This window comes from Streptomyces sp. NPDC052225 (assembly GCF_040679615.1).
Lineage (GTDB): Bacteria > Actinomycetota > Actinomycetes > Streptomycetales > Streptomycetaceae > Streptomyces.
The window spans coordinates 1-25,975 of the sequence record NZ_JBFAVD010000047.1; the positions used below are offsets into that span (position 1 = coordinate 1).

Below are 25,975 nucleotides of genomic sequence, written 5' to 3' on the forward strand. Positions count from 1 at the left end.
CGTGTGTGTGCCGGGTGCGCGTGAGTGGGGGCTGTTCGCGCCGTTCCCCGCGCCCCTAAAGGCATGCGCTGCGCGCAGCCTTCATAGGGGAGATGCCGCACCGAAGGTGCGCATCTCAGGGGCGCGGGGAACTGCGCGACCAGCCACGACGAAAGCCGCACCCGGCGACGAAACCGCTCCGCCCCGGTGAGAAGCCGCCTAAGACCCCGAGCCGGAGCTCGCCAGCGCCTCCGACAGCTCGCGGGCCACCTGCTGAAGCACCGGCACGATCTTCTCCGTGGCCGCCTCGGTCACCCGGCCCGCAGGACCCGAAATGGAGATCGCCGCAGCGGTGGGCGAATCCGGCACCGGGACGGCAAGGCACCGCACCCCGATCTCCTGCTCGTTGTCGTCGACGGCGTACCCGAGCCGCCGCACGTCTTCCAGAGCGTCGAGGAACCCGTCCGCCGTCGTGATCGTCTTCTCGGTCGCCGCCGGCATCCCGGTCCGGCCGAGCAGCGCCCGCACCTCGTCCGCCGGCGCGTCCGCGAGCAGCGCCTTGCCCACTCCCGTGGAGTGCGGCAGAACGCGCCGGCCGACCTCGGTGAACATCCGCATCGAGTGCTTGGACGGCACCTGGGCGACGTACACGATCTCGTCCCCGTCGAGCAGCGCCATGTTCGCCGTCTCGCCGGTCTCCTCGACGAGGCGCGCGAGATACGGCCGGGCCCAGGTGCCGAGCAGCCGGGCCGACGATTCGCCGAGCCGGATCAGGCGCGGGCCGAGCGCGTAGCGGCGGTTGGGCTGCTGACGTACGTAACCGCAGGCGACCAGGGTGCGCATCAGGCGGTGGATCGTGGGGAGCGGCAGGCCGCTGCTCGCGGAGAGCTCGCTCAGGCCCACCTCGCCGCCCGCGTCCGCCATCCGCTCCAGGAGATCGAAGGCGCGCTCGAGGGACTGGACACCGCCGCTGGGCGCGGACTTGGCGGTGTCGGTGGTGCTGGCGCTGGACGTCGGCACGGCGCATCCTTTCGAGGCGGGCAGGCAGAGATGCAGCGTACCCGGCGGTTTCCCGCCCGGTGATCCCTTGACCTCTAAGTTCGTCGGTAGCTACGTTCTGCGTACCGGAATAGTAATTTCACTTTGTGGAAACGTCCAGACCCTTGACTGTTCGCGAAGTCGGAGTGAAAACTCCTTCAACAGAACGTTGAAATTGAACGTCGAAACTCACGTACGGAGGTCCAGGGTGTCGGACGGCGAAGTCGAACTGGTGCTGCGCTCGACCCGCGTCATCACCCCCGACGGTACGCGGCCCGCATCGGTCGCCGTCGCCGCGGGGAAGATCGCGGCGGTGCTCGCGCACGACGCGGAGGTACCGGCGGGCGCCCGCCTGGAGGACTTCGGCGACGACGTGCTGCTGCCGGGCATCGTCGACACCCACGTCCACGTGAACGACCCGGGGCGCACCGAGTGGGAGGGCTTCTGGACCGCCACCCGCGCCGCCGCGGCCGGCGGCATCACGACCCTCGTCGACATGCCGCTCAACTCCCTGCCGCCCACGACGACGGTGGAGAACCTCCGTACGAAGAAGGACGTGGCGGCCAGTAAGGCGCACATCGACGTCGGGTTCTGGGGCGGCGCCCTGCCCGACAACGTCAAGGACCTGCGCCCGCTGCACGACGCCGGCGTCTTCGGCTTCAAGTGCTTCCTGTCGCCGTCGGGCGTGGACGAGTTCCCCCATCTGAACGGGGACCAGCTCACCGCCTCCATGGCCGAGATCGCCGGGTTCGGCGGGCTGCTCATCGTGCACGCCGAGGACCCGCACGAGCTGGACGTCGCGCCGCACAACTCCGGTCCCAAGTACGGCGATTACCTCGCGACCCGACCGCGCGTCTCCGAGGACGTCGCGATCAAGGGGCTCATCGACACCGCCAAGCGGATCGGCGCCCGCGTCCACATCCTGCACCTGTCGTCGTCCGACGCGCTCCCGCTGATCGCCGCCGCCAAGGCCGAGGGCGTCAGGCTGACCGTCGAGACCTGCCCGCACTACCTCACGCTCACCGCCGAGGAAGTCCCGGACGGGGCGAGCGAGTTCAAGTGCTGCCCGCCGATCCGCGAGGCCGCCAACCAGGACCTGCTGTGGCAGGCGCTCGCCGACGGCACCATCGACTGCGTCGTCACCGACCACTCGCCGTCCACCGCCGACCTGAAGACCGACGACTTCGCCACGGCCTGGGGCGGCATCTCCGGGCTCCAGCTGAGCCTGTCGGCCGTGTGGACCGCGGCCCGCTCGCGCGGCCACTCCCTCGAGGACGTGGTGCGCTGGATGTCCTCGCGTACGTCGGAGCTCGTCGGGCTCGACGACCGCAAGGGCGCCATCGCCGTCGGCCGCGACGCCGACTTCGCCGTCCTGGCCCCCGAGGAGACCTTCACCGTCGACCCGGCCGCGCTCCAGCACCGCAACCGCGTCACCGCGTACGCGGGCAAGACGCTGCACGGTGTCGTCAAGTCGACCTGGCTGCGCGGTGAACGCATCGTCGCCGAGGGCGAGTTCACCGCCCCGCAGGGCAAGCTGCTCGAAAGGAACAAGTAACCACCATGTCCGCGCCTTCTGGGATACCCAGCTTCACCGGTGACGCCAGCCCCTACGGCGGCGGCGACCCGTACGCCGACTACCGCACCGCGGACTTCCCGTTCACGCGGTACACCGACCTCGCCGCGCGCTCGCTCGGCGCCGGTGTGATCGCCGCGAACGACGAGTTCTTCGCGCAGCGCGAGAACCTGCTCATCCCCGAGCGCGCCGAGTTCGACCCGGAGCACTTCGGTCACAAGGGCAAGATCATGGACGGCTGGGAGACCCGCCGTCGCCGTGGCACCGGCGCCGACCACCCGTGGCCCGCCGCCGACGACCACGACTGGGCGCTCGTCCGCCTCGGCGCCCCCGGCGTCGTCCGTGGCATCGTCGTCGACACCGCCCACTTCCGCGGCAACTACCCGCAGGCCGTGTCGGTCGAGGCCGCCTCCGTGGCGGGCGCGCCGACCCCCGAGGAACTCCTCGCGGACGACGTGAAGTGGGTGACCCTCGTTCCCCGCACGGCAGTTGGCGGCCACGCGGCGAACGGCTTCGCCGTCGACGTCGAGCAGCGCTTCACGCACCTGCGGGTCAACCAGCACCCCGACGGCGGCATCGCCCGGCTGCGCGTGTACGGCGAGGTCGTCCCGGACCCGGCATGGCTCGCCACCCTCGGCACCTTCGACGTCGTCGCCCTGGCCAACGGCGGCCGCGCCGAGGACGCCTCGAACCTCTTCTACTCACCCGCCTCGAACACCATCCAGCCGGGCTACTCCCGCAAGATGGACGACGGCTGGGAGACCCGGCGCCGCCGCGACACCGGCAACGACTGGATCCGCTACCGGCTCGTCGCCCAGTCGCAGATCCGCGCCCTGGAGATCGACACCGCGTACCTGAAGGGCAACAGCGCCGGATGGGCGTCCGTGTCCGTGAAGGACGGCGAGAACGGGGAGTGGGCCGAGGTCCTTCCGCGCACCCGGCTCCAGCCCGACACGAACCACCGCTTCGTGCTCGACACCCCGGCGGTCGGCACGCACGCCCGGATCGACATCTACCCCGACGGCGGCATCTCGCGACTGCGCCTGTTCGGCTCGCTGACCGAGCAGGGCTCCGCCCAACTGGTCGCGCGCCACGCCGAGTTGGGAGCGTAGCGCCGTACGGACGTGCGGGGCGCCCGGCCTGACAGCACCGGGCGCCCCGCCGATCGTTCAGGCCCTCACGCGGCGAACCCGCCGTCGACGGCCAGCTCGGCGCCCGTCACGTACACCGCGTCGGGCCCCGCCAGATAGGCGACCGTCGCGGCGACCTCCTCGGCGCGGCCGTAACGGCCGAGCGCCGTCATCGACGCCTGCCAGTCCGCGCTCGGCCCGTCCGCCGGGTTCATGTCCGTGTCGATCGGGCCGGGGTGCACGATGTTCGCCGTGATCGAGCGCCCGCCCAGCTCCCGGGCCAGGGCCTTGGTCAGACCGATCAGCGCCGCCTTGCTCATCGCGTACAGCGTGCCGCCGGGTCCCGGCACGCGCTGCGCCATGCACGAGCCGACCGTGATGATCCGGCCGCCGTCGGGCAGTACGGGGGCCGCCGCCTGCGTGGTGAGGTAGACGCCGCGCACGTTCGCCGCGATCGCCCGGTCGACGTCGGCGGGGGAGTGCGCGTCCAGCGGGCCGAGCGCGCCGACGCCCGCGTTGTTGACGAGGACGTCGAGCCGGCCGAGCCGGTCCACCGCGGCGCTGACCACCCCGGCCGCCTCCGCCGCGTCGGCCGCGTCCGCGCGCACCGCCGCGCCGCGCCGCCCCAGGGCCTCCACCCGGCGCACCACCTCTTCGGCGGCCTCCTTGCCCTGTACGTAGCTGACCGCGACGTCGAACCCGTCCTCGGCCAGCCGCAGCGCCGTCGCCGCACCGATCCCGCGCGAGCCGCCGGTCACCAGGGCCACCTTGCCGTTCATGTTCTCTCCTGAGGTCGTCGTTCGTTGTGACTTCAAGTACAGCGACGTACGACGGCGAACGCTGGCGGCAATCGGACACCGAGACCGGCGCGCGGAGACGAGCCCCTGGCCCCCCTGCCTGTACGGCAGTTGCCGGCGCCGGGCCCATGGCCTTCGAGGTCACGCGCGGGTACGGTGATCGTTCCCGTGCGAGCCGCCGACGTCTCCACAGCCTCAGAAGTCCTCAGAGTCCGTCTCTGAAGTCCGACGCAGCCGGAGACCCGCCCGTGAGTGCCCTCGCCCTGCCCGCATCCCGCCCCGCCCGCGCCTGGCTCACCGACGTCCCGCTGCTCGCGGTCGCCGTCGTGTGGGGCGCCAGTTATCTCGCGGCCAAGGGCGTCACCACGCAGTCCACCGTGCTCGCGGTGCTCGTCCTGCGCTTCGGGATCGTGCTGCCCGTGCTCGCCGCCGCCGGATGGCGGGCGCTGCGCGCGCTGACCGCCGCCCAGTGGCGCGGCGCCGGCACGCTCGGTCTGATCCTCAGCGGCATCTTCCTCCTCGAGACGTACGGCGTCGTGCACACCTCGGCGACCAATGCGGGCCTCATCATCAGCCTCACCATGATCTTCACGCCGCTCGCCGAGGCGGCCGTCACGCGGGTCAGGCCCTCCCGCGCGTTCCTCGGGGCGGCGGGCACGTCCGTGCTCGGCGTCGTGCTGCTCACGCAGGGGGGCGGTTTCACGACACCGTCGGCGGGTGATCTGCTGATGTTGCTCGCCGCCCTCGCCCGTACCGTGCACGTGCTCACGATGGCCCGCCTGAAGTCCGTCCAGGGCGCGGAGGCGCTGCCCCTCACCAGCGTCCAACTCGGCTCCGCCGTCGTGGTGTTCGCGCTGCTCTGCGCCGTGCCCGGCACCGGTTCGACGCCGTGGGACGCGGCGGCGGCCTTCGAACCCGCCGACTGGGCTGGGCTGTTGTTCCTGTCCGTCTTCTGCACGCTCTTCGCGTTCTTCGTGCAGATGTGGGCCGTGCGCCGTACGTCCCCTTCGCGCGTCAGCCTGCTGCTCGGCACCGAGCCCCTTTGGGCGGCTGCGGCCGGTATCGCCCTGGGTGGTGAACGGCTGGGCGTGATGGGGGTGTTGGGCGCGGTTCTGGTGCTGGCCGGAACCGGCTGGGGCCGCAGGGCCGCGAGTTAACTCCTGGAAAACAAGCGGTAGTTGGCGTTGACATGACCCCGTCTACGCGCGTCACACTAAGGGCATGAAGACACCCCCACGCATCTTCAGCGCCGTAGCCCTCGCCGCCGCCCTCCTCGTCGGCGGCTCCCTCACGGCCACCGCCGAGGCCGCACCGGCCGCACCCGCCCCCACGTCCGCCGCCACGCTCGCCGCCGCGTCGTACGGCGACATCTGCTACTCGGCCCTGCCCTCCCAGGCGTACGACACCTTGGACCTGATCGCGTCCGGCGGCCCGTACCCGTACGCGCAGGACGGCACGGTCTTCCGCAACTCGGAGGGCCTGCTGCCCGCCAAGACGTCCGGCTACTACCACGAGTTCACCGTGATCACCCCGGGCTCCAGCGACCGCGGCGCGCGCCGCATCGTCACCGGCGGGGCCCTGGCCGACCACGTGGAGGACTACTACACGTCCGACCACTACGCGTCCTTCGACCTGATCGACTACGGCTGCTGACGCCAGGCCCTAGTCGCTCTTCCGCTCCTCGGCGGCCGCGAACAGGGCGATCGCGAGCACGATCAGCGCGATGCTCCCGTACACCTCGCGGCCGTCGAGCAGGCCCACGTGCTGGATGACGCCCCAGCCGAACCAGCCCGTGAACTCATGGACGAGGCCGACCGCGCCCTGGAGCAGGGCGAGGCCGCCGACGATCTCCAGCATGCGCCTCAGCTGCTTGTTGTTCATGCACGGAACCCTCGCCCCGCGGACCCCCCACCCACATCGGCCGCGGGGCGAGCCCCGTGCGCCGGAAGTCGACGCCCGCTCCGCGCGCCCGCGACCGAAGTCGACGGGTGCGCGACTTTGGTCGCGGGCGGGCCGTACGGGGCGGTGCGCGCCGCCCATCGTGCGTAGATTTGTCGACCATGGAGGCATCGCGAGAGACCACGGGAGACGCGGAGCGGGGCGACGGGACACCGCTGCCGTGGCGCCGCCGCCTGCTGCCCTCCGCCGTCGCCGACGAACTCGACCTGGACCCCGAGGGACGGCCGGCACGCGGGCGGCGCACAGCCCGGGACTGGATCGTCGACTTCGCCTGCTTCTTCCTCGCCGTCTTCCTCGGCCTGATCCTCGCCGAGCAGGTCGGGGACGACCCGAACACCCCGACCGCACTGGCCGGCGTCGACCAGGTGGTCGGGGCGCTGGCCTGCGCGGGTGTCTGGGTGCGCCGGCGCTGGCCGCTCGGCTTCGCGGTGGCGATGGTGCCGGTCGGCTTCCTGTCGAACACGGCTACCGGCGCCGTCATGATCGCCATCTTCACGCTCGCCGTGCACCGCCCCTTCCGCTACGTGGCCCGGGTGGCGGGCGCGTCGATCGCGCTGGTCCCGTTCTTCTTCTGGCTGCGGCCCGACCCCGAGTCGACCTACGCCCTGTCGGTGGCGTTCACCGTGATCATCACGGCGACCGTCGTCGGCTGGGGCATGTTCGTCCGCTCCCGGCGCCAGCTCCTGATGTCGCTGCGCGAGCGCGCCCTGCGCGCCGAGACCGAGGCCGCGCTCCGCGCCGAGCAGGCCCAGCGCCTCGCCCGCGAGGCCATCGCCCGCGAGATGCACGACGTCCTCGCGCACCGCCTGACGCTCCTGAGCGTGCACGCGGGCGCCCTGGAGTTCCGGCCCGACGCGCCCCGCGAGGAGATCGCCCGGGCCGCCGGTGTCATCCGGGAGAGCGCGCACGAGGCGCTCCAGGACCTGCGCGAGATCATCGGCGTGCTGCGCGCCGCCGACCACGGCGAGGAGTCGGGGCGCCCGCAGCCCACGCTCGCCGCCCTCGACACCCTCGTCGCGGAGTCCCGAGAGGCCGGCATGAAGGTCACCCTCGACAACCGCGTCGGCGACGCCGACTCCGTGCCCGCCTCCACCGGGCGCACCGCCTACCGCATCGCGCAGGAGGGCCTGACCAACGCCCGTAAGCACGCGCCCGGCGCCGAGGTCGCCGTCCGCGTCTCCGGCGCCCCCGGCGAAGGCCTCGCCGTCACGGTCAGCAACCCACCGCCGCCCGGCGACGTGCCGCACGTCCCCGGCTCGGGCCAGGGCCTGATCGGCCTCACGGAACGCGCCACGCTCGCGGGCGGCACCCTCGACCACGGGCCGCGCCCCGAAGGCGGCTTCGCCGTACGGGCGTGGCTGCCCTGGGGATAGGCGGGCATCTACGGTGGGGCGCATGAACACGATCCGGCTGCTGCTCGTCGACGACGACGCCCTGGTCCGCTCGGGCCTGACCTTCATGCTCGGCGGGGCGGACGACGTCGAGATCGTCGGGGAGGCGGCCGACGGGGCGCAGGCGCTCGACGTGGCCGCGACCGTGCGGCCCGACGTCGTCCTCATGGACATCCGGATGCCGGTCATGGACGGCCTCGCGGCCACCGAGCGGCTGCGCGCCCGCCCGGAGGCGCCCGAGGTCGTCGTCCTGACCACGTTCCACGCGGACGAGCAGGTGCTGCGGGCGCTGCGCGCGGGCGCCGCCGGATTCGTGCTCAAGGACGCCGGCCCCGCCGAGATCCTGGACGCCGTGCGCAGCGTCGCGGCCGGCGACCCCGTCCTGTCGCCCGCCGTCACCCGCCAGCTGATGACCCACGCGGCGGCCTCCGAGCGCGAGATCCGCACGGCGGGAGCACGCGAGCGCGTCGGCCGACTCGCCGACAGGGAACGGGATGTGGCCGTCGAGGTCGGCCGCGGCAAGTCCAACGCGGAGATCGCCGCGACCCTCTACATGAGCGTCGCCACGGTCAAGGCGCACGTCTCCCGCATCATGACGAAGCTCGGCCTCAACAACCGCGTCCAGATCGCGCTGCTGGTGCACGACGCGGGGTTGCTGGAGGAACGCTGAGCAAGACGCTGCGCCTCCCCAGGGGGCGTCGGGTAAATTCACATCGTGATCTAAGTGGGGTCGCTGCGGTGCACAGGGGCGGGAGCAAGGGATGTCAGGACCACGTCGGCGGACGGTGCGCGATCTGCGCCGGGGCAACCGGGCCATCGTGCTGCGCAAGCTGTACTTCGACGGACCGCTCAGCAGACAGGAGCTGGGGCCGCTGACGGCGCTCAGCTCGGGCTCCATCAGCAACGTCGTCGCCGAACTCGTCGCCGACGGCCTCCTGGAGGAGGCGGGCTCCGTCGAATCCGACGGGGGCCGGCCGCGCACCCTGCTGCGCGTCGCGCCCGGCAGTGGGCACGTAGTGGGCGTGGACGTCGGCGAGACCCGCGTGCGGGTCGAGCTGTTCGACCTCGCGCGGGGCGAACTCGCCCGCTCCGACGCCCCGTTGCCCGACGGGCGGCGGGACGGCAAGTACGACGCGCACGATGTCGTACGCCTCATCACCACCGGTCTGACCCGCGTCATCGCCGAGTCCGGCGTGGCGCCCGACTCGCTCCTCGGCGTCGGCATCGGCGTACCCGGCATCGTCGACGCGTCCGGCACGGACGGCGCCGTCGTGCACGGCCAGACCATCGGCTGGGACGCCGTCCCGCTGGAGTCGATGCTGCGCGCCCCCGGCGAACTCCCCCCGGAACTCCCGCTGTTCATCGACAACGGCGCCAAGACGCTCGGCCGCGCCGAGATGTGGTTCGGCGCGGGCCGCGGTGCCCGCAACGCCGTGATCGCCCTCATCGGCTCGGGCGTCGGCGCCTGCGTCATCGCCGACGGCGTCCCGTACCAGGGCTCGTCCAGCAGCGCGGGGGAGTGGGGCCACACCGTCCTCCAGGTCGGCGGCCGGGAGTGCCGGTGCGGGGCGCGCGGCTGCCTTGAGGCGTACGTCAGCGCGGAGTCGCTGCTCGAACGGTGGCGGGAGGCGGGCGGCGCGTGGACCTCGCCCGACGAGGAGGGCGCCCTCGCCGAGCTGCTCCAGGACCCGTCCGCCGACGGCCTGTTGGCCGAGACCGCCGAGTACCTCGGCGCGGGCATCGCCGACCTCGTCAACCTGTTCAACCCCGAGCGGATCGTCGTCGGCGGCTGGGCCGGACTGCTGCTCGGGCCGCGCCTGATCGAACCGGTGCGCCGCGCGGCCGCCGCGTACGCGCTGCGCCACCCCTTCGCGCAGACCACCGTCGAACTCGGCAGGCTCGGCACGGACGCGGTGACCGTCGGCGCGGCGACGCTGCCGCTGGAGCGGTTCCTGGAGACGGGCGGGGCGCGCCGGGAACGGATCGTGAGCGGCGCGAGTTAGCCGGGTGGTGACCTAAGGGGTGTGGTGCGGCATGGGCGAGATCATCGACCTGGGGGAGTGCGCGGGCGGCTCGGCGGAGTTCTTCGCCGACCCCTATCCCGTGTACGAGCGGCTGCGCCGCCTGGGCCCCGTCCACCATGTGCGCACCCCGGGCCCAGGGCCTGCCGAGGAGCTGTGGCTGATCGTCGGGCACGAGGCAGCGCGGGCCGCGTTCACCGACCCGCGGCTGGTCAAGACGCCGCCGTGGGGCCTCGAAGCCAGCGACATCGGGCGGCACCTGCTCTTCGCCGACCCGCCCGAGCACGGCCGCCTGCGCTCCCTGGTCACCCGGGAGTTCACGCCGCGCCGGGTGGCCGCGCTCGCCCCGCGCATACAGAAGATCACCGACGAGCTGCTCGACGACATGGTGCCGCGCGGCAGCGCCGACCTCATCGCGGCGCTCGCCTTCCCGCTGCCGTTCGTCGTGATCTGCGAGCTGCTCGGCGTACCGGACATCGACCGCGACCGCTTCCGTCGCATGTCGACGCAGATCGTGGCCCCCACCAGCGGTGAGGAGGAGAGCGCGGCGTTCGTCGAGATCACCGGATTCCTCGACGAGTTGATCGAGGACAAGCGCTGCGCGGCGCCCGCCGACGACCTGCTGAGCGCGCTGATCCGCACGACGGCGGAGGACGGCGACCGCCTCTCGCCGTACGAACTGCGCGGCATGGCCTTCCTCTTGCTGGTCGCCGGCCACGAGACCACCGTCAACCTCATCGGCAACGGGGTGCGTGCCCTGCTCGACCACCCCGGCCAACTGGCCGACCTGCGCGCCGACATGAGCCTCCTGGACGGGGCCGTGGAGGAGATGCTGCGCTACGACGGCCCGGTCGAGACGGCCACGCACCGCTTCGCCGCCGAGCCTGTCGAGATCGACGGCACGGTGATCCCGGCGGGCGCGCCCGTCCTCGTCGGGATCGGCACGGCGGGCCGCGACCCGGAGCGGTTCGAGACGCCCGACACCTTCGACATCCGGCGGGACGCGCGCGGCCACATGGCGTTCGGCCACGGCATCCACTACTGCCTGGGCGCCCCGCTCGCCCGCCTCGAAGGACGGATCGCGATCCGCTCCCTGCTGGAGCGCTGCCCCGGCCTCGCCCTGGACGCACCGCCCGACAGCTGGCTGCCCGGAATGCTGATGCGCGGGGTTCGTACACTGCCGGTGCGCTGGTAGGCGCACCCGACACTCGTACGGAGGAGCCCCCGATGTCCACCGGTCCCGGTCCCGTCTTCGATCTCGAACTCGCCCGCAAGGCCCTGGAGTCCCAGCCGTTCAGCAGGCTGCTCCAGGCCCGCATCACCGAGTTCGGCGACGACGCGGCCACGCTCGAACTGGACATCAGGCCCGAACTGCACCAGCAGAACGGCTTCCTGCACGGCGGGGTCCTCGCCTACGCCGCGGACAATGCCCTGACGTTCGCGGCGGGCGCGGCCCTCGGCCCGTCCGTGCTGACCTCGGGCTTCTCCATCCAGTACGTCCGCCCGGCGCAGGGCGCGACGCTCGCGGCCCGCGCCCAGGTGGTGAGCGCGGGCCGGCGGCAGGCCGTGGTCCGGGTGGACCTCGTGGTGCGGGACGAGGACGGTGCGGAGAAGCTGTGCGCGGTGGCGCAGGGCACGGTCCTGACGGTGTAGCCGTCGGGCTCCGTCTCGTCGCCGCCGTCAGGGTCGGCCGTCGGCGCCCGCGCCCGGGACCTCCTCCATCCGCACCACGCGCCGCCCGGCCCGCGACATCTCGCACGCCTCCGCGACCCGCAGTGCCCGCAGGGCCTCCCAGCCGTCGCACGGGTTCTCCCTGACCCCGCGCACCACGTCCACGAACGCCTTCAGCTCGGCCTCGTACGCCGGCGCGAACCGCTCCAGGAACCCGGGCCACGGCTTGTCCGCCGGGGGCGGGCCCTGCGGTTCCGTCGAGGCGATCGGCGTGCGGTCGTCGAGGCCCACGGCCACCGTGTCGCGCTCGCCGGAGAGCTCCATGCGCACGTCGTACCCGGCGCCGTTGCACCGCGTCGCCGTGGCCGTGGCCAGCGTCCCGTCGTCCAGGGTCAGCACGACCGCCGCCGTGTCCACGTCCCCGGCCTCCCGGAACATCGCGGGCCCCGCGTCGGACCCCGTCGCGTACACCTCGACGATCTCCCGCCCGGTCACCCACCGCAGGATGTCGAAGTCGTGCACGAGACAGTCCCGGTACAGGCCCCCGGAGAGCGGCAGATACGCGGCCGGCGGCGGCGCCGGGTCGGACGTCATCGCCCGCACCGTGTGCAGCCGCCCGAGCCTGCCCTCCCGTACGGCCTCGCGCGCGGCCGTGTACCCGGCGTCGAAGCGCCGCTGGAAGCCGAGCTGGAGGACTGTGCCCGCCGTCTCGACCTCCCGGAGCGCGGCCAGCGTCCCGGGCAGGTCGAGGGCGATCGGTTTCTCGCAGAAGACGGGCAGCCCGGCCCGCGCCGCCCGTCCGATCAGCTCGGCGTGGGCGGCGGTGGCGGCCGTGATCACCAGCGCGTCCACGCCCCATCTGAAGATCTCGTCGACGCTGGGAGCGGCCGTCGCCCCGATCCGGTCGGCGAGCGCCGCGGCCCGCGCGGGCTCGGCGTCGGTGACGACGAGCGAGCCCACCTCCCGGTACCGCTCCAGGACGCCCGCGTGAAAGGTGCCGATGCGGCCCGTTCCGATCAGTCCGATGCGCATGGACCCAACGTGCCGCCCCACCCAGATACTGTCAATCCTTTGTCCTGACATACCCCCCCCGGGCGGGCGGGGTCGGGTCCGCCCGCTCAGACCGCGTCGAGGCGCAGTACCTCCACCCCGTACGGGGGCAGCGTCACCGCCTCCACCACCGCACCGTCCCGCGCGCTCAGCCGCCAGCCGTCGGCGACGACCGGCTTCACGGGCAGCTCGGCGGGGCTCTGGCTGACGAGCCACACCCAGCGGTGTCCGTCCTCGTGGGCCACGAGGTCCACCGCGACCCGTGGGTCCGCCACCGTCACCGGCCTGCGTACCCCCGCCACCGCGGCCAGCGCGTCATAGATCCGGCTCGACGCCTCCGGGTTCACACGCGGTGTCACGGCCGCCATGTGCTCCACGGGGTAGGTGCACAGGACGAGCCGCCCGGCCCCGACCCGCCGCTCCACGAGCGCGGGCCGTCCGCGCCCGTCCACGGCGATCACCTCGGCGTCGTCCGCCACCTCGACCGGCAGGAAGCACCGGCTGTCCGCCGTCCCCGCCGCCCGCAGCGTCAGCCGGGTCCCGGCGCCGAGGGTCCCGAAGTCCCGCTCGACGACGAACGTCACCTCGTCGTCCTCGACCGGGTTCACCAGGCCGTACGTCAACTGGTGTCGTACGCCGAAGAGTTGGTCGAGCCGCGCGTACCAAGGACCGCGCTGCTCCTCGTGCGCGCCGGGCGAGTAGGAGACATAGACGGTGGCGCCGCCGCGCGCCAGATCCTCCAGGCGGTACCAGGTCGGGGCGAGCAACTGCTTGACCGACGGTGCCAGATACAGCCGGTACCCGACGGGCAGCTCCCCGTCGCTCTCACGCACCACGCTCGCCGGCGCGTCCGCGAGCCGCGCCGCGATCCACGCCTGACGCCCGGTCTCCTGCACATGGCCGCGGTCCTCGGCCCGTGTGAACGGGTACGGCGTGTCGAGATACGAGGACACGACGAGCGCGGTGTCGGTGTCCTCGCGCACGCACCGCTCCCAGTCCACGTCCTCCAACACCCTGGAGAAGGCGTGCAGTTCGCGGAGCTGAGGCTTGGGCCGGCCCGCGCTGTCGGTCAGCCCGAAGTACATCTCGAAGGCGTGGTGCCGGTAGGGCGGCTGTTCGCGCAGCGCCGGGGTGTCGTAGTCGGAGTTGTTCCAGGCGATCCAGCCGGTCGCCCCGGACAGCAGGCTGTTGTGCAGGGCCTGGCGGTAGTACGCCGCCGCGTTCTCGTCCGAGGCGAAGGCGGACGTCAGGCCGAACTCCTCCAGCACGACGGGCTTGTCGAACGTCGACGTCAGCTCGCACACCCAGGCCGCCGCGTAATGCTGGCGCACGGGGTCGTCCTCCATGCGGTACACGTGCGGGCCGAGCCAGTCGCACAGCCGGGCCGCGTCCCGTACCGAGAAGCCGTTGTCGTGCCCGGAGTTCTCGATGCCCCAGGCGCCGTCACCGAGCGAGACGGGCTGCGCCCCGCCTCCGGCGCGTACCGCGTCGACCACCAACTGCGCCCAGGACGCGACCACGTCACGTTCGGCCCCCGCCGCACCGTAGATCGGCATCTCGTTCGAGATCAGCCAGCCCGACACCGCGGGATGGTCCCGGAAACGGCGCGTCATCTCCCGTACGAACCAGGCCTGCCGCGCCACCAGCCACACGTCGCCGTACAGATCCCGGCCGCCGCGCCAGGCCGGGTCCCAGTTCTCGCCGGACATGTGGCCGACCAGGAACGTGGGCACGGTCGTCATGCCGAGCGCCCGATGCCGGTCGAGGAAGTCGGCGTAGTGCGCGCACAACTCCTCGTCGACGGCGTCCGGCCGCGGGTGGAAGTCGGGCCAGTAGAAGAACGACCGCGTCATGTTCAGACCGTGGTCGCGCAGCACCGTCAGCTCTTCGGTGACGAGCTCCGGGTCGTACGAGCGCCACATCAGCGGCCCGCCCGAGCGGGACCAGAAATTGGCTCCGATCCAGGTGACCGGGCGGCCGTCGAGGGAAATCCGGGCAGCGGAACGCGGCATCGGTGAACTCTCCCTGAAAATGGGTGACATGAAGAGCGCGGCCCGTTGCGGACGGGCGTGCCGCGTACTGCGCATCGAGTGAAGCGCTGTACCGGTTTAGCGTCAATACCGCATGCGCGCATGCATGACGATCAATTAACCGGTTTACGAGAGCGGTACCGCCGCCACGCTCCCGCGCACCGTCAGCCGCGGCGGCGGATCCTCCAGGTCACCGACCTCGCGCCCGCCCGCCGCCTCCCGCAGCCGCCGCGCCGCATGCGCCCCGTACGCGGCGATGTCCCGGCTCAGCGCGGTCAGCGACGGATGGACCAGCTCGCACAGCGCCGAGTCGTCCCACGCCACCAGCGACAGGTCGTCCGGCACCCGCACCCCGAGGGACTGCGCCGCGGTCAGTCCCGACAGGGCCATCACGTCGTTGTCGTACAGGATCGCGGTCGGACGGGCGGGACCCACAGCCAGGAGTTCCCGCGTCGCACGGGCGCCCTGCTCGCCGCTGTAGTCGGCCTCCACGATCCGGCCCTCGACGCCCAACTCCCGTACGTACGCGGTGAACGCCTCCGTACGGATCATGGTGTGGCGCAGCGCGGACGGGCCGCTGACCCGGGCGATCCTGCGATGCCCGAGCTCCGCCAGATGCCGCACCACGGTGCGCACCGCGACCCCGTCGTCGCTCCACACGGCGGGCAGCCGGCCCGTGCCGACCGGTGCCCCGATCACCACACCCGGCATGCCGAGCTCCTCCAGGACGGCGACCCGCGCGTCGTGCGCCTTCAGGTCCACCAGAAACACCCCGTCCACCCGGCGCTGCGCCCACCAGGAGCGGTACAGGGCGATCTCCGCCGCCTGGTCCTCGGCCATCGTGAACACCAACGGCGTGGCGTCGGTGATGAGTTCGGCCTGGATGCCCGAGACCAGCTGCATGAAGAACGGCTCCAGGCCGAGCGTGCGCGCGGGCCGGTCGATGACCAGGCCGAACGCGCCCGCCCTGCCGTCCGACAGGGCCCGCGCCGCGCTGTTGGGCTGCCAGCCCAGCTCCTCGGCTATCGCGAGGATGCGGCGCCTGGTCGGCGCCGAGACCCCCGGCCGGTCGTTGAGCGCGAAGGACACGGCGGCCTTCGTGACACCGGCGCGGCGCGCGATGTCCGCCATGGTGGGTCGCTTCACTCGGAACTCCTCACTCGGGCCCGACACGTCGTACGGGAGATGGCCTGCGAGTTCGACGATATTCGATGAACTGCCCAGCTAATCCGGTTCAGTTGAATGCGGGCGAGAGTCATGCAAGCGCATTGACAGCCACTTTCGCACGCGTTTACTTTCACGGCGCCGACGGTGCGCGGACCACCGCATCGGCGACCCTGCGAGAGCAGCACCCCTTAGCAACGCCTGAGCCACCCCTGTGCCACAGCGACAGCAAGGGAATCCCAGATGCATTCCGCCATGAATTCCGCCCGCCTCTCCCGCCGCCGGGCCGTCGCGGCGACCGCCGCCCTGCTCCTGTCCGTCCCGCTCGCCGCCTGCGGTGGCGGTGACGACAGCGGCGGCGCCGCGCGCAGCGGTGTGCTCACCGTGTCGACCGGCTCCACCGGGAACTTCGTCCGCAACTTCAACCCCTTCGCCCCGCAGCCCCTCCAGGCGACCCACGGCATGATCTACGAGCCGCTGTTCCACTTCAACGCCGCGAAGGCGGGCGACGTCGACGACTGGCTCGGCACCGACTACCAGTGGGGCGCCGACGGCAAGTCCCTCGATCTCACGATCCGTTCGGGCGTCACCTGGAACGACGGCAAGCCGTTCACGGCCGAGGACGTCGCGTACACCTTCCAGATCGCCAAGGACAACGCCGAGCTCAACCAGTACGCGATCCCCTTCGGCACGATCACCACGAAGGGGAAGAACGCGGTGCACGTGACCTTCACGCAGGCCGCGTACACCAAGGAGTACTTCCTGCTCGGCAAGGTGAAGATGCTGCCGAAGCACATCTGGTCGAAGATCCCCGACGCCAAGAAGAAGACGGACCTCAACACCGACCCGGTCGGCACGGGCCCGTGGAAGGTCAAGTCCGTCAAGGGCACCACCCTCGACCTCGCCGCCCGCGACGACTACTACGTCAAGGGCCTGCCCGGCTTCAAGACGATGCGCTACCTCTCCTTCAGCGGCAACAACGCCGCGACAGCCGCTATCAGTTCGGGCCGCACCGACTGGGCGGGCGGCTTCATCCCGAACATCAAGAAGAACTACCTCGACAAGAACCGCAAGTTCGCCCTCGTCAACATCCCCCTGGCCGTCACGTACTTCGTGCCGAACGCGGCCCAGGGCCCGACCGCCGACCCGAACGTGCGCAAGGCGGTCAGCGCCGCCCTCGACCGCGACTTCATGAGCAAGAGCGTCTACGACGGCCAGGCCCCCGCCATCAACCCGATGGCCCTGCTCCGCCCCAACTTCGAGTCCGTCCTCGACCCGTCCCTGAAGGACGCGACGTTCGAGACCGGGCAGGCCAAGGTCGACCAGTACCTGAAGGCCGCCGGTTACGAGAAGCGCGGTGGCACCTGGACCAAGGACGGCAAGAAACTCAGCCTCGACCTGACCCTGGTCTCCGGCTGGACCGACTACATCAGCGTCGCCCAGATGGCCAAGCAGCAGCTGAAGAAGGCCGGCATCGAACTCGACATCAAGGCCGTCGCCTACGCCCAGTTCGCCAACGCCCAGGCCACCGGACGCTTCCAACTCCTGCTCAGCAACTACGGATACACGCCCGACCCGCGCGCCTACTACGACCAGCTCCTCGACAGCGCCATCGCCCCCGCCATCGGCAGGACGACCAATGTCGGCAACTACGGCCGCTACAAGAACCCGGCCGTCGACAAGGCCCTCGCCGCCATCGCCGACACCACCGACCTGGAGAAGCAGAAGCCGCACTACTACGCGATCCAGCGGGAGTTCATCAAGGACATGCCGCTGATCCCGCTGTTCGCCGCCCAGAACGAGGCCGAGTTCAACGGCAACAACGTCACCGGCTACCCGACCGAGGAGAACCTGTACGCGGCCCCGTCCGTCTGGCTCGACCCGGACGGCGGCTGGGTCGCCGCCCGCCTCAAGCCCGCCAAGTAGGGGCCGGCGATGCGTCACATCCTCCGCAAACTCGGCTTCTACGCCGTCGCCGCCTGGCTCGCGCTCACCCTCAACTTCCTCCTGCCGCGCCTGATCCCGGGCGACCCGGTGCAGCTGATGCTCTCCCGCATGCAGAGCATCGGCGGCTCGGTGACGCCGGGTCAGGAGGACGCCCTGCGCAAGATGCTGGGCCTGAGCGACGGCAACATCGCCCAGCAGTACGGCGATTACCTCGTCTCCCTCGCCCATCTCGACTTCGGCCTGTCCATCACGTTCTTCCCGACCCCGGTCGGCGACGTGGTCCGCCAGGCCGTGCCCTGGACCCTCGTCCTCGTCGGCATGGCGACCCTGCTCAGCGTCGTCCTCGGCATCACCCTCGGCACCCTCGCGGGCTGGCGGCGCGGCGGAAAGCTCGACGCGCTCGTCCCGTCGGCGACGTTCCTCGCCGCGATCCCGTACTTCTGGGTGGCCCTGCTCCTGATCTACCTGACGACCCAGGTGTCGCACCTGTTCCCGCAGGGCGGCGGCTACGACGAGACGTACGACATCGGCCTCAACGCGGACTTCCTCGGCTCGGCGGTCGAACACGGCATCCTGCCCGCCGTCACCATCGTGCTCAGCTCGGTCGGCGGCTGGATGCTCGGCATGCGCAACATGATGGTGTCGACCCTCGCCGAGGACTACGTGATCGCCGCCGAGGCCAAGGGACTTCGCCCCCGTACGGTGATGATCGGCTACGCCGCCCGCAACGCCGTGCTGCCCTCCGTCGCCGGCTTCGCCATCACCCTCGGCTTCATCGTCAGCGGTTCCCTCGTCATGGAGATCGTCTTCTCGTATCCCGGCATGGGCTTCACGATGCTTCAGGCCGTCACCAACAACGACTACCCCCTCATGCAGGCGGTCTTCCTCATGATCACCTTCGCGGTGCTCGCCGCGAACTTCCTCGTCGACCTCGTCTACGCCCTCGTCGACCCGCGCACCCGGCAGGTGACGTCATGACCGCGCCCGTCACGGCCCTGGCCGCCCCCGCACCCCGTGCGGGACGGCTGCGCGCGGCCCTGCGCTCGCGCCGGTTGCGCATCGGCCTCGGCGTGCTCGCCGCCCTCGTCCTCGTGGCGCTGCTCGGCCCGCTGTTCCTCGGCGACCCGAACGAGGTCGGCGCCGACCTGACTCAACCCCCGTCCGCCGCCCACTGGTTGGGCACGACCCAGACGGGCCAGGACGTCTTCGCCCAGTTCGTCGTCGCGACCCGCGGCACCCTGTTCATCGGCGCCGCGGCGGCCGTCGTCGCCACCGTCGTCTCGGTCCTGGTCGGCATCGGCGGCGGCTTCGCCGGCGGCCTGACCGACGAGGCGCTCTCCCTCATCAGCAACGTCTTCCTCGTCATCCCGGGCCTGCCGCTCGTCATCGTCGTCGCCGCGTACGTCGGCGCGGGCACCGCCTCCACGATCCTGGTCATCGCCCTGACGACGTGGGCCGCGTCGGCCCGCGTCCTGCGCGCCCAGACCCTCTCGCTCCGTACGAGGGACTACGTCCTCGCGGCCCGCCTGTACGGGGAGTCGCGCCGGCGCATCGTCCTCGTCGAGATCCTCCCCAACGAACTGGCCATCATCGTCTCGCAGTTCATCTTCGCCGTGATCTTCGCGGTGCTCACCCAGGCCAGCCTCGCGTTCCTCGGCCTCGACGACCCGTCCAACCTGACCTGGGGCACGATGCTCTACTTCGCACAGAACGCGGAGGCCCTCGCGGGCGGTTCCTGGTGGTGGTTCATCCCGCCTGGCCTCGCCATCGCCGTGCTCGGCGCGGCCCTCTCGCTCGTCAGCTTCGGCCTCGACGAGATCCTCGACCCCCGCCTGCGCGTGAGGAGGCGCCGCCCATGACCGACGACATCCTGCTCGCCGCCCACCACGTCGACGTCGTCTACGACACCGGGGACGGCCGCCCCACCCACGCCGTACGCGACGTCTCCCTGGAGCTGCGCCGCGGCGAACTCCTCGGCATCGCGGGCGAGTCGGGCTGCGGCAAGTCCACCCTCGCCTTCGCCCTGGCCCGGCTGCTCCAGCCCCCGGCGCGGCTCGCGGGCGGCTCCGTCACCCTGGACGGCGCGGACCTGTACGACCTCGGCCGGGAAGGGCTGCGGGCGCTGCGCTGGAACCGCCTGGCCATGGTGTTCCAGAGCGCGATGAACGCCCTCAACCCCGTCACGACCGTGGGCCGCCAGTTCGACGACATCTTCCGCGCGCACCGCCCCGGCCTCACCGCCTCCCAACGCCGCCTGCGGGCAGGGGAGTTGCTCGAACTGGTCGGCATCGACCGCACACGCCTGCGCTCCCACCCGCACGAACTCTCCGGCGGCATGCGCCAGCGCGTCGCCATCGCGATGGCCCTCGCCCTCGACCCCGACGTCGTCATCATGGACGAGCCGACGACCGCACTCGACGTCGTCGTGCAGCGCGAAATCCTGGACGAGATAGAGCAGTTGAGGGAGCGCCTCGGCTTCGCCGTCGTCTTCATCACCCACGACCTCAACCTCCTCCTGGAGATCAGCGACCGTCTCGCCGTCATGTACGCGGGCCGCGTCATCGAGTACGCCGACACGGCCCGCATCGCGGCGGGCGGCGCCGTCCACCCGTACACCCAGGGCCTCCTGCGCTCGTTCCCCGCGCTCACCGGCGCGCGCCGCGACCTGACAGGCATCCCGGGCCAGCCCCCCGACCTCCGCCTGCCAACCCCCGGCTGCGCCTTCCGTGACCGCTGCGCATCGGCGTACGCCCTCTGCGAGACGCTCCGCCCGGAACTGGAACCGGTGGGCCCCACGGGAGGACGGGCGGCATGCCATCGGGCCTTTCAAGCCCCTCCGGCGATGGAGGAGCGGGGTCCGGGGCAGAGCCCCGTGCCCTCACCCCTGTCGCGGCCGACGGATTCCTGAGGGAGACACCCATGCCCACAGCCACCGCCGCACTGGAAGTGGAAAACCTCACCGTCGACTTCAAACGCCGAGGCACAACCCCCCTCCGCGCCGTCGACGACGTCACCTTCACCCTCCACCCCGGCCACACCCTCGCCCTCGTAGGAGAAAGCGGCAGCGGCAAGTCCACCGTGGTCCGAGCCCTGTCACGGCTGATCACCCCCTCCGAGGGACGGATCAGCCTGGCCGGAGCGGAGCGCACACGCCCCGCCGCCTACCGCAGCGCCGTACAGATGGTCTTCCAGGATCCCTTCGCCTCCCTCAACCCCGCCCACACCGTCGCCCACCACCTGCGCAGGCCCCTCCTGGTGAGCGGCGCCGCCACCCGCGCCGACGTCGACGCCCGCACCACGTCCCTGCTCGACTCCGTGAACCTGACCCCCACCGCCGACATCGCCCGCAAACGCCCGCACGAGCTCTCCGGCGGCCAGCGCCAACGCGTGGCCATCGCCAGGGCGCTGGCTCCCGAGCCGGACGTCCTGCTCGCCGACGAACCCGTCTCCATGCTCGACGTCTCCATCCGTCTGGAGATCCTCGGCCTGCTCGACCGCCTCAAGGAGGAACGCCGGCTCGCTCTCCTCTACGTCACCCACGACCTGGCCACCGCACGGCACTTCGCGGCGGACGTGATGGTCATGTACCGCGGCCAGATCGTCGAGCGCGGCCCCAGCGACGAGGTGATCCTGCGCCCGAGGCACCCGTACACCCAGCTGCTCGCCTCCGCGGCGCCGGGCGCGGCGGGCTCACGGGAGCGTGCCCGCGAGGCCCGCGCCGCCCGCCTCGCCGCCCGCGGCTCCCGCAGCGCCGAACTGCGGGAGCCGGCGGACGCGCGCGACGAGGGCTGCCGCTTCCGGGCCCGCTGCCCGTTCGCCATGGAACGGTGCGCACAGCGTCCACCCGTCGTCGAACTCGACGGCACGGGCCACGCCTCCCGCTGCTGGCTGGAAGCCGCCCCGGACTGAGCGCGCCGTCTCGTGGTCCGAATGTTCTGACAAAGCCATTGACGCTGCCGTGCGACCCCGCTACAAACACCTCCAGCCGCACCGGGCGGCCGGAGGAGAGGTGGCTCGACCATGCTCACGACGCGAACAGCCCGTACGGCCGCGGCCCTCGTCGCGGTGATCGCCCTCGCCGCCGGGTGCAGCGGATCGGGCGGCAAGGACGCCGAGGACAAGACCGACGACAGCGCCACGGGAGGCAAGGCCGTCGGCACGCCCCGCATGAAGATCGCGATGGTGACGCACTCCGGCGAGGGCGACACGTTCTGGGACATCGTGCAGAAGGGCGCCAAGCAGGCGGCCGCCAAGGACAACGTGCAGTTCCTCTACTCCAACGACAAGGAGGCGAAGGGACAGGCCGAGCTCGTCCAGGCCGCGATCGACAAGAAGGTCGACGGGATCGTCGTCACCCTCGCGAAGCCGCAGGCCATGCAGGCGGTCCTCGCGAAGGCGACCGCCGCGGGCATCCCGGTCGTGTCCATCAACTCGGGCTCCGAGTTCTCGGCGAAGTTCGGCGCGCTCAGCCACATCGGCCAGGAGGAGTCGGTGGCCGGCGAGGCGGTCGGCACCGAGCTGGGCGAGCAGGGCAAGAAGAAGGTCCTGTGCGTCATCCACGAACAGGGCAACGTCTCCCTGGAGCAGCGCTGCGCAGGCGTGAAGAAGACCTTCAAGGGCTCGGTCGAGAACCTGAACGTGGACGGCACCAACGCCCCCGGCTCCCAGTCCTCCATCGAGGCCAAGCTCCAGGCCGACAAGTCCATCGACGGGATCGTCACGCTCGGCGCCCCCATCGCGGCGCTCGCCGTCAAGGCCAAGGACGACGCGGGCAGCAAGGCCGAGATCGCCACGTTCGACCTGAACGCCGAGGTCGTACGCCGCCTCAAGGCCAAGGAGGTCTCGTTCGCCGTGGACCAGCAGCCGTATCTCCAGGGCTATCTGGCCGTCGACGAACTGTGGCTCTACAAGACGAACGCCAACGTCCTCGGCGGCGGGAAGCCCGTCTTCACCGGCCCCGCGCTCGTCACCGAGAAGGACGTGCCGAAGCTGGAGAAGTACACCGCGCGCGGTACCCGGTGAATGGATGCATGATCCCCGTGACCCATACTTGTGCGTTTGGGACCGCAAACTGGTCCCCAAGGACCGGTAAATGGTCCACCGGGTCCGGCCCAGCGTCGGCCCCGGTGTACGACGCAGCAGACCAAGAAGGGCACGGCCTCGTGGCACGGTTTCGGACCTGGGTGAGCATCGCCGTAGCGGGGGCCCTCGGGCTCTCGCTCGCCGGGTGCAGCAGCACCGGCGGCAAGCGGGCGGAGGATGCCAGGAAGGCGCAGCAGGCCCAGGGCAAGGCGGCGGTGAACACCCCCCGCTGGACCTTCGCGATGATCACCCACTCGGGCGACGGCGACACCTTCTGGGACATCGTCCAGAACGGCGCCAAGCAGGCGGCGGTCAAGGACAACATCAACTTCCTGTACTCGCACAACGACGAGGCCCAGCAGCAGGCCCAGCTCGTCGACGCCGCGGTCGACAAGAAGGTCGACGGCATCATCGTCACGCTGGCCAAGCCCGACGCGATGAAGGCGGCCGTGGCCCGCGCCGAGAAGGCCGGGATCCCGGTCATCACGGTGAACTCGGGCTCCGAGGAGTCCAAGAAGTTCGGCGCGCTCACCCACATCGGCCAGGACGAGACGATCGCCGGTGAGGCCGTCGGCGAGGAGCTCAACAAACGCGGCAAGAAGAAGGCCCTGTGCGTCCTGCACGAGCAGGGCAACGTCGGCCACGAGCAGCGCTGCGCCGGTGCGAAGTCGAAGTTCGAGGGCACGATGACGAACCTCTACGTCGAGGGCACCAACATGCCCGACGTGCAGTCCGCCATCGAGGCCAAGCTCCAGTCCGACAAGTCCATCGACTCGGTCGTCACGCTGGGCGCCCCGTTCGCCGCCACCGCCGTGAAGGCCAAGGACGACGCGGGCAGCAAGGCCGAGATCGAGACGTTCGACCTCAACGAGAAGGTCGCCCAGGGCCTCCAGGACGGCAGCCTCGGCTTCGCCGTCGACCAGCAGCCCTACCTCCAGGGCTACGAGGCCGTGGACCTGCTGTGGCTGTACAAGTACAACGCCAACGTGCTCGGCGGCGGCAAGCCGGTCCTCACCGGACCGCAGATCGTCACCAAGGATCAGGCCGCCGAGCTGGAGGAATACGCGAAGCGGGGGACACGATGACCACGACCGTTCCCGAGAAGCAGCCCGAGCCGCAGCTCGACGAACGGCTCCTGAGGACCTCGCCCTGGAAGAAGCTGATGGGCCGCCCCGAGCTCGGCTCGGTGGTCGGCGCCATCGCCGTGTTCGTCTTCTTCTCGGTCGTCGCGGACAGCTTCCTGCGGCCCGCCAGCCTGGCCACCGTCCTGTACGCGGCCTCGACGCTCGGCATCATGGCCGTGCCGGTCGCGATGCTGATGATCGGCGGCGAGTTCGACCTCTCGGCGGGCGTCCTCGTGACGTCGTCGGCGCTTGTCTCGTCGATGTTCAGCTACCAGATGACGGCGAACACCTGGGTCGGCGTAGGGGTCTCGCTTCTGGTCACCCTCGCCATCGGCGCCTTCAACGGCGTGATGCTGACCCGCACCAAACTCCCCAGCTTCATCATCACGCTCGGCACCTTCCTGATGCTGACGGGCATGAACCTGGGCTTCACGAAGCTGATCAGCGGCACCGTGTCGACGAAGTCGATCGCGGACATGGAGGGCTTCTCCTCCGCCAAGAAGGTCTTCGCCTCGACGATCACCATCGGCGGCGTCGACTTCAAGATCACCATCCTGTGGTGGCTGGCCCTGATCCTGATCGCGACGTGGATCCTGCTGCGCACCCGCGCCGGCAACTGGATCTTCGCGGTCGGCGGCGACGTGGACGCGGCCCGCGCGGTCGGCGTCCCGGTCAACAAGACCAAGATCGGCCTCTACATGGGCGTCGCGTTCGGCGCCTGGATCTCCGGCCAGCACCTGCTGTTCTCGTACGACGTCGTCCAGTCCGGCGAGGGCGTCGGCAACGAGCTGATCTACATCGTCGCGGCCGTCATCGGCGGCTGCCTGATCACCGGCGGCTACGGCTCCGCGGTCGGCGCGGCCATCGGCGCGCTGATCTTCGGCATGACCAGCAAGGGCATCGTGTTCGCCGAGTGGAACTCGGACTGGTTCAAGTTCTTCCTCGGAGCGATGCTGCTCCTCGCGACCCTGCTCAACGCGTGGGTCCGCAAGCGCGCGGAGGCGATCAAGTGACGACCCCGACGACCGGAACGGCCCCGGCGGCCCCCCTGGTGGAGCTGGCCTCGGTCAGCAAGTACTACGGCAACATCCGCGCCCTTGAGGACGTCTCCATCGAGGTCCACGCGGGCGAGATCACCTGCGTCCTCGGCGACAACGGCGCCGGCAAGTCCACCCTCATCAAGATCATCGCGGGTCTGCACCAGCACGACGCGGGCACGTTCTCGATCGAGGGCGAGGAACTGCGCCTGTCGAACCCCCGCGACGCCCTGAACCGCGGCATCGCCACGGTCTACCAGGACCTCGCGGTCGTCCCGCTGATGCCGGTCTGGCGCAACTTCTTCCTCGGCTCCGAGCCGACGAAGGGCACGGGCCCCTTCAAGCGCATGGACGTCGAGTTCATGCGCCGCACGACGCACGAGGAACTGGCCCGCATGGGCATCGACCTGCGCGACGTCGACCAGCCCATCGGCACCCTCTCCGGCGGCGAGCGCCAGTGCGTGGCGATCGCCCGCGCCGTCTACTTCGGCGCGAAGGTCCTCGTCCTCGACGAGCCGACCGCGGCGCTCGGCGTCAAGCAGTCCGGCGTCGTCCTCAAGTACGTCGCCGCGGCGCGGGACGCGGGCCTCGGCGTGGTCCTCATCACGCACAACCCGCACCACGCGTACCTGGTCGGCGACCGCTTCGTCCTCCTCAAGCGCGGCGCGATGTTCGGCAGCCACACGCGGGACGAGATCTCGCTGGACGAGCTGACGCGGCAGATGGCGGGCGGTTCGGAACTGGACGACCTCCGTCACGAGCTGGAACGCGCTCCGGTACCCACGCACCTTGGGGGTCACCCGACGGACGCGTCCAAGTAGGGCGTGCCACCGGTTTCGCGGCTGCGGGTGCGTGGGGGCTGGCCGCGCAGTTCCCCGCGCCCCTAAAGGCGAGCGGCTTCGCCGCTCAGCCTTTATCGGGGAAATGCGCGCGAAGCGCAGGCATTTCAGGGGCGCGGGGGCTCGTGGGTGGATGTGGCAGG

At 71.2% G+C, this 25,975-nt stretch carries 24 protein-coding genes; 18 read left to right on the forward strand and 6 right to left on the reverse strand.

Going from position 1 to position 25,975, the window contains the following annotated elements:
• Nucleotides 1-198: 198 nt before the first annotated feature.
• Nucleotides 199-999 (reverse strand): IclR family transcriptional regulator, encoded by an 801-nt coding sequence (locus AB0L37_RS37050; RefSeq protein ID WP_365516109.1) that lies wholly within the window; start codon nt 997-999, stop codon nt 199-201.
• A 226-nt stretch (nt 1,000-1,225) separates the two neighbouring features.
• Here AB0L37_RS37050 and allB point away from each other — a divergent pair, with 226 nt between their 5' ends.
• Nucleotides 1,226-2,572 (forward strand): allantoinase AllB, encoded by a 1,347-nt coding sequence (allB, locus tag AB0L37_RS37055; RefSeq protein ID WP_365516112.1) that lies wholly within the window; start codon nt 1,226-1,228, stop codon nt 2,570-2,572.
• Between the two features lie 5 nt (nt 2,573-2,577).
• A complete protein-coding gene (gene alc / locus AB0L37_RS37060) occupies nt 2,578-3,702 on the forward strand; it encodes an allantoicase (RefSeq protein ID WP_365516114.1) in 1,125 nt (374 codons plus the stop codon).
• A 65-nt stretch (nt 3,703-3,767) separates the two neighbouring features.
• On the opposite strand, the gene AB0L37_RS37065 is transcribed toward alc, so the two are convergent.
• The gene (locus tag AB0L37_RS37065; RefSeq protein ID WP_365516117.1) at nt 3,768-4,499 is read right to left on the reverse strand and encodes an SDR family oxidoreductase; all 732 of its coding nucleotides are present in this window, start codon (nt 4,497-4,499) and stop codon (nt 3,768-3,770) included.
• Nucleotides 4,500-4,765: 266 nt separating this feature from the next.
• On the opposite strand from AB0L37_RS37065, the gene AB0L37_RS37070 reads away from it, so the two are divergent.
• Both AB0L37_RS37070 and AB0L37_RS37075 read left to right on the forward strand, forming a co-directional pair.
• Nucleotides 4,766-5,674 carry a DMT family transporter gene (locus tag AB0L37_RS37070; protein WP_365516119.1) on the forward strand — a complete coding sequence of 303 codons (909 nt, stop codon included), beginning with the start codon at nt 4,766-4,768 and terminating at the stop codon, nt 5,672-5,674.
• A 64-nt stretch (nt 5,675-5,738) separates the two neighbouring features.
• Nucleotides 5,739-6,170: a ribonuclease gene (locus AB0L37_RS37075; RefSeq protein WP_365516122.1), complete on the forward strand. Its 432-nt coding sequence runs from the start codon at nt 5,739-5,741 to the stop codon at nt 6,168-6,170.
• Between the two features lie 9 nt (nt 6,171-6,179).
• On the opposite strand, the gene AB0L37_RS37080 is transcribed toward AB0L37_RS37075, so the two are convergent.
• On the reverse strand, nt 6,180-6,398 hold the full coding sequence (locus AB0L37_RS37080) for a hypothetical protein (RefSeq protein WP_365516125.1): 219 nt from the start codon (nt 6,396-6,398) through the stop codon (nt 6,180-6,182).
• 179 nt (nt 6,399-6,577) lie between these two features.
• On the opposite strand from AB0L37_RS37080, the gene AB0L37_RS37085 reads away from it, so the two are divergent.
• The 5 genes from AB0L37_RS37085 to AB0L37_RS37105 all read left to right on the forward strand — a co-directional run bounded on the left by AB0L37_RS37085 (nt 6,578) and on the right by AB0L37_RS37105 (nt 11,541).
• On the forward strand, nt 6,578-7,849 hold the full coding sequence (locus AB0L37_RS37085; protein WP_365516128.1) for a histidine kinase: 1,272 nt from the start codon (nt 6,578-6,580) through the stop codon (nt 7,847-7,849).
• A 22-nt stretch (nt 7,850-7,871) separates the two neighbouring features.
• Nucleotides 7,872-8,537, forward strand: coding sequence for a response regulator transcription factor (locus AB0L37_RS37090; protein ID WP_365516131.1), 666 nt, complete (start codon nt 7,872-7,874; stop codon nt 8,535-8,537).
• Between the two features lie 91 nt (nt 8,538-8,628).
• Nucleotides 8,629-9,870: an ROK family transcriptional regulator gene (locus AB0L37_RS37095; protein ID WP_365516133.1), complete on the forward strand. Its 1,242-nt coding sequence runs from the start codon at nt 8,629-8,631 to the stop codon at nt 9,868-9,870.
• A 31-nt stretch (nt 9,871-9,901) separates the two neighbouring features.
• Complete coding sequence (locus AB0L37_RS37100; RefSeq protein WP_365516136.1) at nt 9,902-11,083, forward strand: cytochrome P450; 1,182 nt, start codon at nt 9,902-9,904, stop codon at nt 11,081-11,083.
• A 32-nt stretch (nt 11,084-11,115) separates the two neighbouring features.
• Nucleotides 11,116-11,541 carry a PaaI family thioesterase gene (locus AB0L37_RS37105; protein ID WP_365516139.1) on the forward strand — a complete coding sequence of 142 codons (426 nt, stop codon included), beginning with the start codon at nt 11,116-11,118 and terminating at the stop codon, nt 11,539-11,541.
• Nucleotides 11,542-11,568: 27 nt separating this feature from the next.
• On the opposite strand, the gene AB0L37_RS37110 is transcribed toward AB0L37_RS37105, so the two are convergent.
• The 3 genes from AB0L37_RS37110 to AB0L37_RS37120 form a co-directional block, all read right to left on the reverse strand.
• Complete coding sequence (locus AB0L37_RS37110) at nt 11,569-12,591, reverse strand: Gfo/Idh/MocA family oxidoreductase (RefSeq protein WP_365516142.1); 1,023 nt, start codon at nt 12,589-12,591, stop codon at nt 11,569-11,571.
• An 86-nt stretch (nt 12,592-12,677) separates the two neighbouring features.
• Nucleotides 12,678-14,621, reverse strand: a complete 1,944-nt coding sequence (locus AB0L37_RS37115) for a cellulase family glycosylhydrolase (protein ID WP_365516145.1) — start codon at nt 14,619-14,621, stop codon at nt 12,678-12,680.
• A gap of 144 nt (nt 14,622-14,765) precedes the next feature.
• Nucleotides 14,766-15,785, reverse strand: coding sequence for a LacI family DNA-binding transcriptional regulator (locus AB0L37_RS37120; RefSeq protein ID WP_365516148.1), 1,020 nt, complete (start codon nt 15,783-15,785; stop codon nt 14,766-14,768).
• A gap of 273 nt (nt 15,786-16,058) precedes the next feature.
• Between AB0L37_RS37120 and AB0L37_RS37125 the strand changes: the two genes are divergently transcribed.
• The 9 genes from AB0L37_RS37125 to AB0L37_RS37165 all read left to right on the forward strand — a co-directional run bounded on the left by AB0L37_RS37125 (nt 16,059) and on the right by AB0L37_RS37165 (nt 25,814).
• Nucleotides 16,059-17,729, forward strand: coding sequence for an ABC transporter substrate-binding protein (locus AB0L37_RS37125; RefSeq protein WP_365516151.1), 1,671 nt, complete (start codon nt 16,059-16,061; stop codon nt 17,727-17,729).
• Nucleotides 17,730-17,738: 9 nt separating this feature from the next.
• Nucleotides 17,739-18,728, forward strand: a complete 990-nt coding sequence (locus AB0L37_RS37130) for an ABC transporter permease (protein ID WP_365516154.1) — start codon at nt 17,739-17,741, stop codon at nt 18,726-18,728.
• Nucleotides 18,725-19,609, forward strand: coding sequence for an ABC transporter permease (locus AB0L37_RS37135; RefSeq protein WP_365516157.1), 885 nt, complete (start codon nt 18,725-18,727; stop codon nt 19,607-19,609). Before AB0L37_RS37130 ends, AB0L37_RS37135 begins: the two co-directional genes overlap by 4 nt.
• Nucleotides 19,606-20,658, forward strand: a complete 1,053-nt coding sequence (locus tag AB0L37_RS37140; RefSeq protein ID WP_365516160.1) for an ABC transporter ATP-binding protein — start codon at nt 19,606-19,608, stop codon at nt 20,656-20,658. Before AB0L37_RS37135 ends, AB0L37_RS37140 begins: the two co-directional genes overlap by 4 nt.
• Before the next feature lie 11 nt (nt 20,659-20,669).
• On the forward strand, nt 20,670-21,659 hold the full coding sequence (locus AB0L37_RS37145) for an ABC transporter ATP-binding protein (protein ID WP_365516163.1): 990 nt from the start codon (nt 20,670-20,672) through the stop codon (nt 21,657-21,659).
• Between the two features lie 111 nt (nt 21,660-21,770).
• Nucleotides 21,771-22,772 (forward strand): sugar ABC transporter substrate-binding protein, encoded by a 1,002-nt coding sequence (locus AB0L37_RS37150; protein ID WP_365516165.1) that lies wholly within the window; start codon nt 21,771-21,773, stop codon nt 22,770-22,772.
• Nucleotides 22,773-22,912: 140 nt separating this feature from the next.
• On the forward strand, nt 22,913-23,917 hold the full coding sequence (locus AB0L37_RS37155) for a sugar ABC transporter substrate-binding protein (RefSeq protein ID WP_365516167.1): 1,005 nt from the start codon (nt 22,913-22,915) through the stop codon (nt 23,915-23,917).
• Nucleotides 23,914-24,969: an ABC transporter permease gene (locus AB0L37_RS37160; RefSeq protein ID WP_365516170.1), complete on the forward strand. Its 1,056-nt coding sequence runs from the start codon at nt 23,914-23,916 to the stop codon at nt 24,967-24,969. The genes AB0L37_RS37155 and AB0L37_RS37160 overlap by 4 nt, the downstream gene beginning before the upstream one ends.
• Entirely contained in the window at nt 24,966-25,814 is an 849-nt protein-coding gene (locus tag AB0L37_RS37165; protein ID WP_365516173.1) for an ATP-binding cassette domain-containing protein, read from the forward strand. Before AB0L37_RS37160 ends, AB0L37_RS37165 begins: the two co-directional genes overlap by 4 nt.
• The last annotated feature ends 161 nt before the right edge of the window (nt 25,815-25,975 follow it).

What these genes read in the sequence shown, in the direction of transcription:
- alc (WP_365516114.1), top strand. Translation starts at nt 2,578, where the DNA reads ATGTCCGCGCCTTCTGGGATACCCAGCTTCACCGGTGACGCCAGCCCC.
- AB0L37_RS37065 (WP_365516117.1), bottom strand. Translation starts at nt 4,499, where the DNA reads ATGAACGGCAAGGTGGCCCTGGTGACCGGCGGCTCGCGCGGGATCGGT.
- AB0L37_RS37075 (WP_365516122.1), top strand. Translation starts at nt 5,739, where the DNA reads ATGAAGACACCCCCACGCATCTTCAGCGCCGTAGCCCTCGCCGCCGCC.
- AB0L37_RS37080 (WP_365516125.1), bottom strand. Translation starts at nt 6,398, where the DNA reads ATGAACAACAAGCAGCTGAGGCGCATGCTGGAGATCGTCGGCGGCCTC.
- AB0L37_RS37085 (WP_365516128.1), top strand. Translation starts at nt 6,578, where the DNA reads ATGGAGGCATCGCGAGAGACCACGGGAGACGCGGAGCGGGGCGACGGG.
- AB0L37_RS37090 (WP_365516131.1), top strand. Translation starts at nt 7,872, where the DNA reads ATGAACACGATCCGGCTGCTGCTCGTCGACGACGACGCCCTGGTCCGC.
- AB0L37_RS37095 (WP_365516133.1), top strand. Translation starts at nt 8,629, where the DNA reads ATGTCAGGACCACGTCGGCGGACGGTGCGCGATCTGCGCCGGGGCAAC.
- AB0L37_RS37100 (WP_365516136.1), top strand. Translation starts at nt 9,902, where the DNA reads ATGGGCGAGATCATCGACCTGGGGGAGTGCGCGGGCGGCTCGGCGGAG.
- AB0L37_RS37105 (WP_365516139.1), top strand. Translation starts at nt 11,116, where the DNA reads ATGTCCACCGGTCCCGGTCCCGTCTTCGATCTCGAACTCGCCCGCAAG.
- AB0L37_RS37110 (WP_365516142.1), bottom strand. Translation starts at nt 12,591, where the DNA reads ATGCGCATCGGACTGATCGGAACGGGCCGCATCGGCACCTTTCACGCG.
- AB0L37_RS37115 (WP_365516145.1), bottom strand. Translation starts at nt 14,621, where the DNA reads ATGCCGCGTTCCGCTGCCCGGATTTCCCTCGACGGCCGCCCGGTCACC.
- AB0L37_RS37125 (WP_365516151.1), top strand. Translation starts at nt 16,059, where the DNA reads ATGAATTCCGCCCGCCTCTCCCGCCGCCGGGCCGTCGCGGCGACCGCC.
- AB0L37_RS37130 (WP_365516154.1), top strand. Translation starts at nt 17,739, where the DNA reads ATGCGTCACATCCTCCGCAAACTCGGCTTCTACGCCGTCGCCGCCTGG.
- AB0L37_RS37135 (WP_365516157.1), top strand. Translation starts at nt 18,725, where the DNA reads ATGACCGCGCCCGTCACGGCCCTGGCCGCCCCCGCACCCCGTGCGGGA.
- AB0L37_RS37140 (WP_365516160.1), top strand. Translation starts at nt 19,606, where the DNA reads ATGACCGACGACATCCTGCTCGCCGCCCACCACGTCGACGTCGTCTAC.
- AB0L37_RS37145 (WP_365516163.1), top strand. Translation starts at nt 20,670, where the DNA reads ATGCCCACAGCCACCGCCGCACTGGAAGTGGAAAACCTCACCGTCGAC.
- AB0L37_RS37150 (WP_365516165.1), top strand. Translation starts at nt 21,771, where the DNA reads ATGCTCACGACGCGAACAGCCCGTACGGCCGCGGCCCTCGTCGCGGTG.
- AB0L37_RS37160 (WP_365516170.1), top strand. Translation starts at nt 23,914, where the DNA reads ATGACCACGACCGTTCCCGAGAAGCAGCCCGAGCCGCAGCTCGACGAA.